This is a genomic window from Burkholderiales bacterium (assembly GCA_036262035.1).
Lineage (GTDB): Bacteria > Pseudomonadota > Gammaproteobacteria > Burkholderiales > SG8-41 > JAQGMV01.
In genome coordinates, this window is the sequence record DATAJS010000009.1 from 113,431 (window position 1) to 126,218 (window position 12,788).

The 12,788-nt window shown below is 66.9% G+C and carries 12 protein-coding genes; 8 read left to right on the forward strand and 4 right to left on the reverse strand.

The window, feature by feature from the left end; genetic code table 11:
* The first annotated feature begins 2 nt into the window (after positions 1-2).
* From VHP37_06490 to VHP37_06505, 4 genes are read left to right on the forward strand one after another with little or no spacing between them, the layout of a single operon-like run.
* A complete protein-coding gene (locus VHP37_06490; GenBank protein HEX2825975.1) occupies positions 3-1,667 on the forward strand; it encodes a hydantoinase B/oxoprolinase family protein in 1,665 nt (554 codons plus the stop codon).
* Positions 1,660-2,646 carry a hypothetical protein gene (locus VHP37_06495; GenBank protein HEX2825976.1) on the forward strand — a complete coding sequence of 329 codons (987 nt, stop codon included), beginning with the start codon at positions 1,660-1,662 and terminating at the stop codon, positions 2,644-2,646. The genes VHP37_06490 and VHP37_06495 overlap by 8 nt, the downstream gene beginning before the upstream one ends.
* 8 nt (positions 2,647-2,654) lie before the next feature.
* Positions 2,655-3,461 carry an alpha/beta hydrolase gene (locus VHP37_06500; GenBank protein HEX2825977.1) on the forward strand — a complete coding sequence of 269 codons (807 nt, stop codon included), beginning with the start codon at positions 2,655-2,657 and terminating at the stop codon, positions 3,459-3,461.
* Positions 3,462-3,468: 7 nt separating this feature from the next.
* Complete coding sequence (locus tag VHP37_06505) at positions 3,469-4,422, forward strand: tripartite tricarboxylate transporter substrate binding protein (GenBank protein ID HEX2825978.1); 954 nt, start codon at positions 3,469-3,471, stop codon at positions 4,420-4,422.
* A 49-nt stretch (positions 4,423-4,471) separates the two neighbouring features.
* Here the strand turns inward: VHP37_06505 and VHP37_06510 are convergent, their stop codons facing one another.
* Together VHP37_06510 and VHP37_06515 are read right to left on the reverse strand one after the other, a co-directional pair.
* Positions 4,472-5,437 carry a tripartite tricarboxylate transporter substrate binding protein gene (locus VHP37_06510; protein HEX2825979.1) on the reverse strand — a complete coding sequence of 322 codons (966 nt, stop codon included), beginning with the start codon at positions 5,435-5,437 and terminating at the stop codon, positions 4,472-4,474.
* Entirely contained in the window at positions 5,434-6,066 is a 633-nt protein-coding gene (locus VHP37_06515) for a hypothetical protein (protein HEX2825980.1), read from the reverse strand. Before VHP37_06515 ends, VHP37_06510 begins: the two co-directional genes overlap by 4 nt.
* 78 nt (positions 6,067-6,144) lie before the next feature.
* Here VHP37_06515 and VHP37_06520 point away from each other — a divergent pair, with 78 nt between their 5' ends.
* From VHP37_06520 to VHP37_06530, 3 genes are all read left to right on the forward strand, one after another.
* Positions 6,145-7,590 (forward strand): MmgE/PrpD family protein, encoded by a 1,446-nt coding sequence (locus VHP37_06520; GenBank protein HEX2825981.1) that lies wholly within the window; start codon positions 6,145-6,147, stop codon positions 7,588-7,590.
* 91 nt (positions 7,591-7,681) lie between these two features.
* On the forward strand, positions 7,682-8,665 hold the full coding sequence (locus VHP37_06525) for an asparaginase (protein HEX2825982.1): 984 nt from the start codon (positions 7,682-7,684) through the stop codon (positions 8,663-8,665).
* 49 nt (positions 8,666-8,714) lie between these two features.
* Positions 8,715-9,407, forward strand: coding sequence for an NIPSNAP family protein (locus VHP37_06530; protein ID HEX2825983.1), 693 nt, complete (start codon positions 8,715-8,717; stop codon positions 9,405-9,407).
* 133 nt (positions 9,408-9,540) lie between these two features.
* Here VHP37_06530 and VHP37_06535 read toward each other — a convergent pair whose 3' ends face one another.
* Both VHP37_06535 and VHP37_06540 read right to left on the reverse strand, forming a co-directional pair.
* The gene (locus VHP37_06535; GenBank protein ID HEX2825984.1) at positions 9,541-10,581 is read right to left on the reverse strand and encodes an LLM class F420-dependent oxidoreductase; all 1,041 of its coding nucleotides are present in this window, start codon (positions 10,579-10,581) and stop codon (positions 9,541-9,543) included.
* 75 nt (positions 10,582-10,656) lie between these two features.
* A complete protein-coding gene (locus tag VHP37_06540; protein HEX2825985.1) occupies positions 10,657-11,625 on the reverse strand; it encodes a tripartite tricarboxylate transporter substrate-binding protein in 969 nt (322 codons plus the stop codon).
* A gap of 69 nt (positions 11,626-11,694) precedes the next feature.
* Between VHP37_06540 and VHP37_06545 the strand changes: the two genes are divergently transcribed.
* A complete protein-coding gene (locus VHP37_06545; protein HEX2825986.1) occupies positions 11,695-12,777 on the forward strand; it encodes an FAD-dependent oxidoreductase in 1,083 nt (360 codons plus the stop codon).
* Positions 12,778-12,788 lie beyond the last annotated feature (11 nt).

Genomic DNA, 12,788 nt, shown 5'->3' on the forward strand with positions numbered 1-12,788 from the left:
CCATGGCGAAGCTCGCGGACATCCGGATGCAGGTGATGTGGAACCGCCTGATCTCGGTCGTCGAGGAACAGGCGCAGACGCTGGTGCGAACCGCCTTCGGCGCGGCGACTCGCGAGGCGGGCGATCTCTCCGCAGGGGTGTTCCTGCCCGACGGCCGCATGGTCGCGCAGGCGGTCACCGGCACGCCGGGGCACGTCAATTCGATGGCGGAATCGGTGCGCTACTTCCTCGAGGAATATCCGCGGGAGGAGATGCATCCCGGCGACGTCTTCCTCGCGAACGATCCGTGGAAGACCACCGGCCACCTGAACGATCTCACGATGGTGACGCCGGTCTTCCGCGGCAAGCGCATGGTCGCGCTGTTCGCATCGACCGTGCACGTCGTCGACATCGGCGGGCTCGGCCTGTCCGCCGACGGCACGCAGGTCTATCACGAGGGCCTCTTCATTCCGGTGGTACGGCTCGTGTCGCGCGGCGTCATCGACGAGACCCTGCTCAAGCTGGTGCGCGCCAACGTGCGCGAGCCGGTGCAGGTGGAAGGCGATCTCTACAGCCTGATCGCGTGCAACGAAGTGGGCGGGCGCAGGCTGCTCGCGATGATGGACGAGTACAAGCTCAGGGACATCGAGCGCGTCTCCGAGCACATCATCGCGCGCTCGCATGCCGCGATGCTCGCCGCGGTGGCCGAATGGCCGGAAGGCTCGTGGTCGTACACGATGACGACCGACGGCTACGACGCGCCGATCACGCTCGCCGGCACGCTCGGCATCTCGAAAGACGGCGTCGACATCGACTTTACCGGCACGAGCGGCATCGTCACCAACGGCATCAACGTTCCCAAGAGCTACACCGATGCCTACACGTCGTTCGGCGTGCGCTGCGTGATCGGCCCGCACATCCCGAACAATGCCGGCTCGCTGTCGGCCGTGCGCGTCAAGGCGCCCGAAGGCTGCATACTCAACGCGCCTTACCCGGTCGCCGTCAGCGCGCGCTCGATCGTCGGCCAGATGCTGCCGGACATCGTGTTCGGCTGCCTGCGCCAGGCGCGTCCCGGGCACGTGCCGGCGGAGAACAGCTCCGCGCTCTGGAACCTGCGGCTCGCGGGCGGCCAGGCGATCAAGGGGATCGAGCCCAGCCAGTTGCAGGGCGCGACGCGCTTCAACGTGAACGGCTTCAATACCGGCGGCACCGGCGCGCGTCCGAACAAGGACGGGCTGTCGGTGACGTCTTTCCCGAGCGGCGTGCGCAACGTCGCGGTCGAGATCATCGAGACGCTTTCGCCCGTGGTCTTCTGGAAAAAAGAATATCGGCCCGACTCCGGCGGACCTGGCGAGCATCGGGGCGGGCTCGGCCAGATCATGGAGATCTCCAACGGAGAGCCCGCGCCGATGATCATCTCGGCGACGTTCGATCGCATCGTGCATCCGGCGCGCGGCAGCGGCGGCGGCCACAGCGGCGGCGCCGGCTGTGCGAGCCTCAAATCGGGCGCGACGCTCCGCGGTTTCGGACGGCAGATCATCCCGGCGGGCGACCGCGTCGTACTGGAGACCCCCGGCGGCGGCGGGATCGGCGATCCGAAAGCGCGTTCCCGGGAAGCGGTGGAGCACGATCTCAGGAACGGTCTCATCACCGAGCAGCAGGCGCGGGACGCTTACGGCCGTGAATAGCCTGCGCATCGTCGGTGAAGACGACGTCCGGGCGCTGATAGACACCGACAGCGCGCTCGAGATCGCCCGCCGCACGCTGAGGGACCAGGCGCAAGGCAACGCCTCGCTGTCGACACCGTCCGCGATGACGCTCGACGCGAGGCGCTTCGGCGGCGGCATGTTCAAGTTCAAGGCCGCCAACGTCGGGCACCTGGGCGCGTCGGGCATCCGCCTGATCTCGCGCATGTCCGCGATCGATCCCGACGCCAAGAACTTCTGCGCGGTCTACAAACACGGCAATCTCGCGCTGGCCGGGCTCGTCGCCGAGCTGTGGATCAGCCGCATACGCACCGCCGCGTTCGGCACCGCCGCGGTGGAAGTGCTGGCCAACCCCGGACCGCTCGTCGTCGCGCTCTTCGGCACCGGCAAGATCGCGAACGAGATCGTCCCGATGCTGGCGCGGGCGCTCGACATCCGCGAGCTGCGCGTGAGCTCGCGCCGGCAGGAGAGCATCGATCGCTTCGTGGCCGAGCACTCGACAGCATCGAGCTTCGAGCTACGCGGCGAGGCGGACGCTGCGCGCATGCTCGACGGCGCCGACGTCGTCCTGACGATCACCGATGCGGACAAGCCGCTGGTGCATCCCGGCACCCTCAAGCGGGGCGCGCTCGTCTGCTCCATGGGCGGCAAGAACGAGATCGACTTCGGCGTCCTTGCCGAGATCGATCGATTCGTCGTCGACGATACCGACTTCGCGATGGAAGTCGGCGACGGCGGCGCATGGATACGGCAGGGCAGGCTCACGCCGGAGAAGTTCTGTGCACGCGTCGATGCGCTGGCGTGTGAAGTCGCCGGCGGGACCAAGCCCGGCAGGCTCACACCCGACGACCGGATCCTCGCGATCATGCAGGGGATGGCGGTCGGAGACGTCGCCTTCGCGGCGTATGCGCTGCAGCAGGCCGAGAAGCTCGGCAAGGGCAAGGAAGTCGAAATCCCATGAGAAACGACATGCAGCGGTTCACCACGAGCGACGGGCTCTCGATCGCATACCGCGTCGACGATTTCACCGACCCGTGGACCCGGCCGGACACGATCGTGCTCCTGCATTCGGCCATGAGCAGCTCGCGGCGCATGGCCGCGATGGTGCCGCATTTCGCACGCCGCTTTCGCGTGGTGTGCATGGACCTGCGCGGTCATGGCGATTCGGAGGTGCCGCGCGCCGATCAGCCGCTCACGCTCCAGAGGCTCACACAGGACGTGCGCGACCTCATGGACCACCTGGGTGTCGAGCACGCGCACTTCGTCGGCGTCTCGGGCGGAGGCTACCTCGCGCAGCAGCTCGCGATCCACGATCCGCAGCGCGTGACGAGCCTCGTGCTGCTCGCCTCGCGCCCCGGGTTCAAGGACAGCAACGGCGCCGCCTGGATCCCGGAGATGGAGCGCAGGGGTTTGCGCACGTTCATCGCCGAGACGATCTCGGACCGCCTGCCGATCGGCGAGGTGAGCCAGGCGCAGGTCGACTGGTTCCTCGACGAGATCGCGCGCAACGATCCGGCGTTCGTGCGGCGCTTCGTGCTCTACATGACGACGCAGTACTGGATGGACGATCTCGCGAAAGTGACCTGCCCGACGCTCATCGTCGCGCCGCGCGGCGACGCGATCGGCAACGCGAATGCCTACCAGCAGATGCACGCACTGATGAAGGCGAGCGAGCTTCTCACGTACGACGTGGAAAGCCACAACATCGCCGATTACATGGCCGACCGCTGCGCGGAAGACGCCATGGCTTTCCTGAACCGACATTTCCCGCTCTAGGACTTTCATGAAGCATTTGCTCGCGGTTGTTCTCGCGCTCGCAGCGGTTTCCTCGCATGCGCAGCAATATCCCTCGAAGCCGGTTCGCCTCATCGTCTCGTACGTGCCGGGCGGGGTATCGGATACGCTCGCGAGGCTGGTCGCGAAAGAGCTCACCGAGGAGTGGAACACCAGCGTCATCGTGGAGAACCGTCCCGGCGCCAGCGGCAACATCGGCACGACGCAATGCGTCAAGTCGCCGCCGGACGGCTATACGATGTGCATCGTCGCGGTGGCGCAGTCGATGGCTTCACGCGTCGCGCCCAACGCGGGCTTCGATTCGCTGAAGGATTTCTCGCACGTGACACTCGTCGCATCGGTGCCGATGCTGCTGCTGGTGCATCCTTCGCTGCCGGCGTATACCGCGCGAGACCTGATCGCGCTGGCGAAGAAACGCCCCGGCGAGCTCAACTACGCCACGAGCGGCGTCGGCTCCGGGCCGCAACTCGCCATGGAGCTCTTCAAGCAGCAGGCGGGCATCGATATCGTGATGGTGCAGTACAAGGGCGGCGGTCAGGCGGTCTTCGACCAGATCGCCGGGCGTGTCGAAACCGCTTTCAGCGCCGCGGTGGGTGTGATCCCGTACGTGAACGAAGGCAAGCTCCGGGCGGTCGGCGTGTCGACCAGGGAGCGCTTCCCGGTGCTGCCCAAGGTGCCGACCATCAGCGAGTCCGGCCTGAAGGGCTACGACGCGAGCTCGTGGCAGGGCCTTTCCATGCCTGCGGGCGTGCCGCGCGAGATCGTCAATCGCGCCAACGCGGCGCTCGTCAAAGTGCTCAAGTCGCCGCAGATGCGCGAGCGCTTCCTGGCGCTCGGCGCCGTCCCGGTGGGCAACAGTCCCGAGGCGTTCGCGGCGTTCTTCAACGCCGAGTCCGAGAAGTGGTATCGCGTAGCGAAGACGGCGGGCGTGATCGGCAAGTAAGAAATGGGGTCAGGTCCACATTTCCGGAAATTCGGACCTGACCCCGCCCTCAATCCGCCTTGATGCCCGCTTCCGTGACGACGCGCGCCCAGCGCTGGAGGTCCTCTCTGTAGGCCTTGGTGAACTGCTCCGGACTGCTGCCGATCATGTCGGCGCCTTCGAAGCGGTCCCTGACCGAAGGCAGGGCGATGGCCTTGACGACCTCGGCGTGCAGCCGGTTGGCGATCTGCTTCGGCAGCTTCGCGGGTCCGACGAAACCGAACCACGTGATGATGACCATGCCGGGAACGCCTGCGTCCGCCAGCGACGGCACGTCCGGGAGGCCGGAGAAACGCTTGCCGGGCGCAGTGGTGACTGCGAGCACGCGGAGCTTGCCGCTCTTCGCGTGAGGCACGACCGTGGGGCTCGCCGCCATCACCATGTCGCTCTCGCCCGTGAGCACGCCGGTCGTCGCCGACCCCGCGCCCTTGTAGGGCACGTGCGCGAGCTTCACCTTCGCCTGGTAGTTGAAGAGCTCACCGGATAGATGAAGGATGCCGCCCGCGCCGCCCGACGCATAGGTCGCCTTGCCGGCGCTCGAGCGCGCATACGCGATGAACTCTTTCACCGTCGTTGCCTTGATCGACGGCCGTATCGTCATCGCGCGCGGCACGCCGATCACCTGGGTGATGAACGTGAAGTCCTTCAGCGGGTCGTAAGGCAGCTCTTTCTTGATCGACGGGATGATCGAGAAGCTGTCGTCCACGGTGGCGAGCGTATAGCCGTCCGGTGCGGCGTTGGCGACGATCCCGTGACCGATCGTGCCGCTCGCGCCGGCGCGATTGTCCACGACGAACGTTTGCCCGAGCTGTTCAGAAAAATGCTGGGCCATGACGCGCGCCATGAGGTCGGAGGTGCCGCCCGGCGAGAACGGCACGATGATGCGCACCGGCTTCACCGGATAGCTTTCGGCCGCGAACGCGGCCGATACTGCGCTCAGCGAAAGCAGCGCTGCACCCACACGTAAAGCGATCATTGCTTGCCCTCGTATCTGCGAAGCACCAGACGCAGCATGTTCCTGAACCCCGGCCTTATCCGGGCCGTCCACGGCGTCTCCACCGCCTTCTTCCAGGCCCCGGTCGTGACGACCTCGGGACCTTGCAGGTGATAGAGCGCGACGTACTGCGGCGCGCCTTCATCCGTCCTGAAGCGCCGGGCGCACAAACATCCGGGCACCTTGCTGAGCGCGGGCACGTGCTCCTCGTCGTACCACGCGTTGAAGTCTTTCTCCATCTCGGCCGCGATGTCGGTCGCCACCATGAGCAGCCCGCCGGCCTTCGCAGGTGCGACGGCGTCTCCGGGCAGGATCTGTTTCGCGGTGAGGCGGCAGAAGAGCTCGGTCTTGCGTCCGATGCGCTTGGACCACGGCGTGCGGCCGTCGCCTTTTTTCGAGACGTAGGACTCCTGTTTGAGCACGTCGAGGCTGTCGAGATCGTACGTGGCAAGCGCGGTCTTCGCGCCGTCGGCGGCGACCCATCGCTCGGCGTTGATGAATCCTTTGACCGAGAGACGTTCGGGAATGTGCTCCGTGTCGTACCAATCGTCGAACTCGTCTTCGGCGATGTTCGGATAATGGAATCCGGCGACGAGCAGTCCGTGTGACATGCAGGAGATCCTTCGGGGAGGAGTGCTATGATCGCCGCAGAAGTGTTCGCGTGTCCATAACAACAAATCGGAGCGTCGATGTCTAAGCAACCACTTGCTGTTCAACTCGGACAGTTCGTCTCCGATCTTCGCTTCGAAGCGTTACCGCCCGAAGTCGTCGACAAGGCGAAAGCGCTCGTCAATCACTCGGTGACGGTCGCGATGGCTTGTCACGGCGCGCCGCGCTCCATTCAGGCGCGCCAGGCGGTGATGCAGCAGGAGAGTCTCGGCGCGCGACGCGTCGGCACGGGGCAGGGCGCAACGGTCTGGGTCACGGGCGATCGCGCGACGCGGCCCGGCGCCGCGTTCGCGAACGGCGTCGCGGTCGCGGTGAACAACCAGTGCGACTCGTATCACATGCTGACGCATCCCGGAGTGCTCATCCCGCCCGCCGGTATCGCGACGGCCGAAGGCGAAGGCCGCAGCGGCAAGGAGCTGCTGACCGCGATCGTCGCCGGATACGAGGTGCAGTGCCGCTGTGCGCGCGACTTTCTGCCTTCGACGAACGCGCGCGGTTTTCGATCGAGTCCCACCTACGGCATCCTCGGCTGCGCCGCCACGGCCGCTAAGCTGCTCGGGCTCGATACGGCGCAGACGATCAACGCCATCGCGCTTGCCGCGAGCTTCGCGGGGAGCCTGATCGAAGGACAGCGCGTCGGCGCGATGGACGCCGATTTCGCCGAGGCGCAGGCGTCGCGCAACGCATTATGGGCCGCGACGCTCGCGCAGAATTCCTTCGGCGGCGCCGCATCGGCGCTGGAAGGCGAGGGCGGTTTCTACAACGCGTTCACCGGCAACAACAAAGGCGATCTCAGTTACGCGTACGAAGGCCCGCTCAAGGCCGATCTCGGCGACATCGTCGCGGATCTCGGCAAGCGCTGGGAGGTGCTGGACGTCAAATTCAAGATCTATCCGACGCCGGGCTTCAACCAGCCGGTCATCTGGCTCGGGCACGACCTGGTCGAGCAGCATCGCCTGCGCGCGGACGAGATCGAGCACGTCACGCTGGAGATGAACTACCTCGAGACGCTGTACCCGTCGCCGCGCTATCCGCGGGGCATCGGCAAGGACGGCCACCCGTTCGGACGCACGGCCTACATGCTCGCCTCGACGCTCGTTCGCGGCGATTACCCGGTGCTCGAGGACTACGATCCTCATACCGAGCCGGGCGCCGAAGCGGAGAAGCAGAAGCAGATCGCGGAGCTGGTGAAGCGCATCGAGATCATCGGCGTGGTGGGCCGCCACAATTTCGGGCCGCGCATCACGTGCATCCTGCGCGACGGCCGGCGGGTCAGCGGGGAGTACCACGGGCGCGAGCTCATGTGGGATTTCGCGAAGGACGCGCACGAGCTGCGGCGCTTCATCCCGGGCTTGCCGATCGCGTCCGCGCAATACGATCGCCTGGTGACGGCGATCTCGACGCTCGACAGCGCGGAGAGCGTGGACGAGGTCGTGCGCCTGACGCTGGCGAACCCGGAGAAGTGACCATGTCATTGCGAGGCGCGCAAGCGACCCTTCGACAACGCTCAGGGCAGGCTACGCAATCCCGGAGCGTCCGACGGTGACGAGTGAACCTTTGCCGAGGGTCGTCGTCCTGGCGACGGGCGGGACGATCGCGGGGCGCGCGGCGTCCAGCCTGAACCTCTCGGGATATCAGGCCGGTGCGGTTGCCGGCAGCGAGCTCGTCGACGCGGTGCCGGAGCTGCGCGAGCTTGCGCGCATCCGTGTCGAGCAGTTCGGCAACGTCGCCAGCACCAACCTGACGGTGGGCATGTGGCGGACGCTGGCCGATCGCATCGACGCGATCTTCGCGACCGAGCCCGACGTCGCCGGTGTCGTCATCACGCACGGCACGAGCACGATCGAGGAGACCGCCTATTTCCTCCACCTGACCGTGCGACACGAGCGGCCGGTCGTCCTCGTCGGCTCGATGCGGCCGTCGAGCGCGCTCAGCGCCGACGGACCGCTCAACCTCGTCAACGCCGTACGCGTGGCGACGTGTGCGCAATCGCGCGGCCGCGGCGCGCTGGTCGTGCTCAACGACGAGATCAACGGCGCGCGCGAAGCCACGAAGAGCAACACCTATCGGGTGGAGACTTTCAGGTCCGGCGAGCTCGGCTTCCTGGGTTATATCGATGACGACAAGGTGGCGTACTACCGCAGGCCGGAGAAGCGCCACACGGTCGATTCCGAGTTCGATCTGGCCGCGATCGCCGACCTGCCGAAAGTCGAGATCCTTTACGGCTACGTCGACGCGGCAACGCCGCTGCTCGTCGCGGCGTTGAGGCAGGCCGGCGTGCGAGGGATCGTCTTCGCGGCGCTCGGCGCGGGGATGCTCTCCGACAACGAGAAAGCCGCCGTGAAAGCGTCGCCCGACATGGTGTTCGTGCGCTCCACCCGCGTCGCCAACGGCCGCGTGATCGCGCATGGACCGCACGACGATCTGGGCCTCATCCCCGCGGACAACCTGAGCCCGCAGAAGGCGCGCATCCTGCTCATGCTCGCTCTGGCGCGCTCGGCCGAAGCGTCCGAGCTGCGGCGCGTGTTCGCGGAGTATTAGGGAATTCGGTTTACGCTATGTCCGATCCTCGTCAAAACGGAGGTGCGTGATGCTCTACGAACTGCGTCGCTACGACGTCATGGCCGGCAAGCTGCCGGCGCTGGTGGATCGCTTCGGCAGCTTCACCGTCGGCAAATGGAAGGACCACGGCATCCGCCTCATCGGCTTCTGGACGCCGCTGCTCGGCGAGAAGAGCAGCCAGGTGGTGTACATCTGGGGCTGGGAAAGCTATGAGGAGCGCACGAAGAAGCTGGCCGCGTGGGGCGCGGATCCCGAGCGCGCGAAGAAATGGGCCGAGACCCAGAAGGACGGTCCGCTGGTCAGGCGCGTCTACAACCAGCTCATGGAGCCGACCGCGTACTCGCAGCTCGACAAAGGCGAGGCTTACGGTCCCGACGCCTCCACGCGCGAACCGTACTTGTTCGAGCTGCGCGAGTATCAGGCGATGCCGGGCAAGATCGTCAACATCACCGAGCGCTTCGGCGGCTTCACCTGCGAGGCGTTCAGGAAACACGAGTTCCGGCAGGTCGGATACTGGGTCAACAAAATCGGCGGCAACGATCACCAGCTCGTCTACATGCTGGCATGGGCGAGCCTCAACGAGCGCGTCGCCAAGTTCGATACGTTCGCCAAGGATCCCGACCGTGCGCGCGTGTTCGGCGAAAGCGAGAAGAACGGGCCGATCGTGGAGCAGGTGACCACGACGATCCTGCGGCCGACCGCGTTCTCGCCGATGAAGTAGCCGATGGTCGGTGAGTCGTACCGTGTCATCGCGAGGCTCGCGATGCGAGCCGTGGCGATCTCGTGACGCACGATCGGGTGCCGAGCGACTCGAGATTGCTTCGTCGCCGCGTGGCGGCTCCTCGCAATGACCGCTACAGCAGTGCTTCGGCGACGACGCGCAGCGCATCGACGCCGGCGCCGCCGAGGAGCAGGGTGCCGATCGCGCCGTCTGTCGAGCTCTCCTTCCACACCTGCAGCCGGTCCCTGATGCGCTCGGGCGGGCCGACCAGCGCGATCTCGTCGATGAGCCGGTCGGGAACCGCGGCGATCGCTTCATCGCGGCGTCCGGCGAGATACGCATCCTGGATCTTCGCGGCGTCGGCTTCGTAGCCCATGCGCCGGACGTAATCGTTGTAGAAGTTCTTGTCGCGCGCGCCCATGCCGCCGATGTAGAGCGCGAGGCGCGGCTTGAGGGCGTCCCGGCACGCCTGGAGGTCCGTGCCCATCGCGACGAGCACATACGGGGCGATGTCGAAGTCGGCGAGCGACGCGTCCTTGCCCGCGGCAAGCCTGCCTTCGATCACATGCTCGGTGACCAGGCCGGTGCGCTCGGGGCTCATCATGAACGGCTGCACGCCGTCGGCGACCTCGCCGGCGGTGCGCAAGCCCGCGGGGGTGATCGCGGCGGTATAGATCTTCAAGTCTGGATTCGGATGCAGGATGCTCTTCAGCGGCTTGCCGAGGCCCGTCGCGTCCGGGCCCGCATAGGGGATGCGGTAATGCTCGCCGGTGTGCGTGAGCGGCGCCTCACGCGCAAACACCTTGCGCACGATCCCGATGTATTCCCTGGTGCGGGTGAGCGGCTTCCCGTAAGGCAGGCCGTGCCAGCCTTCGATGACCTGCGGGCCCGACGGGCCGACGCCGAGGAGGAAGCGGTTGTTCGACATCGCCTGCAGCGTCGCCGCCGTCATGGCGGCACACGCCGGCGTGCGCGCCGGCATCTGCATGATGCCGGTGCCGGCCTTGATGCGCTCGGTGCGGGCCAGCACCCACGCGATCGGCGTCACGGCATCGGTGCCGTACGATTCGCCCGCCCACACCGATGTGTAGCCCAGGCGCTCGGCTTCCAGCACGGCATCCATGCGCGGGCCGCCGGGCTCGCCGGCGTAGCGCAACAGCAGTCCCAACTTCATCAGCAAGGCTCCTCTACCTCGTGCGCCACGGGATCGCCACGGCTCGCTTCGCGAGCCTCGCGATGACGGCGTACGCTAATCGAGCTTCACGTTGAACTCGCGGAACAGCCTGCCGATCATTTCGGAATCCGCCTTCAGGCGTTCGGCGAGCTCTTCCGGCGTCTTGTGCGCGGGCTCGAGCGTCTGGGCGCTGAGCCTGCCCGCGACTTCGGAGTCGGTCATCGCTTTCCCCATCTCGGCGTTGAGCCGGTCGACGATCGCCCGCGGCGTTGCCGCAGGCGCCCAGGCGCTGACCCAGGTCCACGATTCGTAACCGGGAAAGGTGTCGGCGATCGTCGGCACGTCCGGGAGCTGCGGCACCCGCTCCAGCGTGGTCACGCCCAGCGCGCGCACGCGATTCGACTTGACGTGCGCGATCAGCTCGCCGATCGCCGCGACCTGGCACTGCGTTTCTCCCGACACCAGGGCGACGACAGCCGGCCCGCCGCCTTTGAACGGCACGTGCGTCAGGCGTACGCCCGTCCTCGATTCGAAGAGCACGCCGTTGAAGTGCGTGAAGCTGCCGTAGCCCGAATGCCCGTGGAGAATCGCTTTCGGGCGGCTCTTCGCCAGCGCGATGAACTCCTTCACCGATCGTGTCGGCAGCGAGGGATGCACCGTGAGCACGGCCGCGACTCGCGCGAGCGGCGTGACCGGGGCGAAATCGCGCAGCGCGTCGTAGGGCAGCTTCGAGTAGAGATGTGGATTCGAGACGTGGGAGGCTGCGGTCTGAATCAGCAAGGTATAGCCGTCGGGCTTGCTTTGCGCGACGATGGCCGAGCCGATCGTGCCGCCCGCGCCCGCGCGGTTGTCGATGACGAACTGCTGTCCCATCTGCTCCGAGACCTTCGTAAACACGATGCGCGCCACGATGTCGTTCGCGCCGGCCGGCGGAAACGGCACGACCACCCGCACGGGCTTGGCCGGAAAAGCCTGGGACCATGCGGCGCCTGCGGCGCAGAGCAGAGCGGCGAAAACCGCCGCGAACACTCGGGCTGCTTTCATGCTATTCCTCCCCCTGTTGGTAGGACGTCCGAGCGCAGCATACGGCCTCGGGCTCTTTCGGAGAAGCGGATGCGTGTCGTGATTTGCGGCGGCGGGGTGATCGGAGCGTGCACCGCGTATTTCCTGGCCAGGCGCGGCGTCGACGTCACCGTGGTCGAGCGCAACGAAGTCGCCTGTGCCGCCTCCGGCAACGCGGGCGGTTTCCTCGCGCTCGACTGGTGCGCCGGCAGTGAGCTCGATGCGCTGGCACGGCGCAGCTTCGCACTGCATGGCGAGCTTGCCGCCGAGATCGACGAGGACTGGGGTTTTCACCGGACGAACGCGTACGGCGGTTGGGTGGTGCGCGATTCCGACCCGCGCCGACACGCACCGGCCGCGCTCGACTGGCTTGCCGGCGGCATCGCGATCTCGCACCGACTCGGCACGCCGGATACCACCGCCGTCGTCAATCCGCGCAGGTTCACGCAGGCGATGATGCGCGCGGCGCAACGGCACGGCGCGCAGGTGCGTGTGGGGCAGGTGACCGGCGTGTTGCGTGAGGGCGACGGCTCGCGCGTGCGAGGGGTCGAGGTCGGCGGTTCGGCGATCGAAGCCGACGCGACCGTGATCGCGATGGGCCCTTGGTCGATCCTGGCGGCGGAATGGCTGCCGCTGCCCGATGTCTACGGACGGCAAAGCCCGAGCCTCGTCTATGACACGGGCCCTGACGTCCCGGGTGATGCGCTCTTCCTGGAATACCGCGATGCGGCCGGCGAAGAGGTGACGGTCGAAGTGTTTCCGCGCGCGGACGGCACCACCCACGTCTGCGCGTTCGGCGGCTCGGCGCCGCTGCCGATCGATCCGGGCCACGTCGCACCCGAGCCCGGTGTCATCGAGCGCCTGCACGCGCTGTGCGAGCGGGTGTCGCCCGCGTTCACGCGGGACCGGATCGCCGCCAGGCAGGCGTGCTTCCGTCCGATCACGCGCGATTTCGTGCCGCTGATCGGCCGCGTGCCGCACACCGACGGCGCCTTCGTCGCCACCGGTCACAACGTCTGGGGCATCCTCAACGGGCCGGCGACCGGCGAGGCGATGGCGGAGCTGATCGTCGACGCGAAGACCAGTCAGGTCGACCTGGAGCCGTTCGACCCCGGCCGTTTCGACGAAGAGTGAAGGGAGGACTT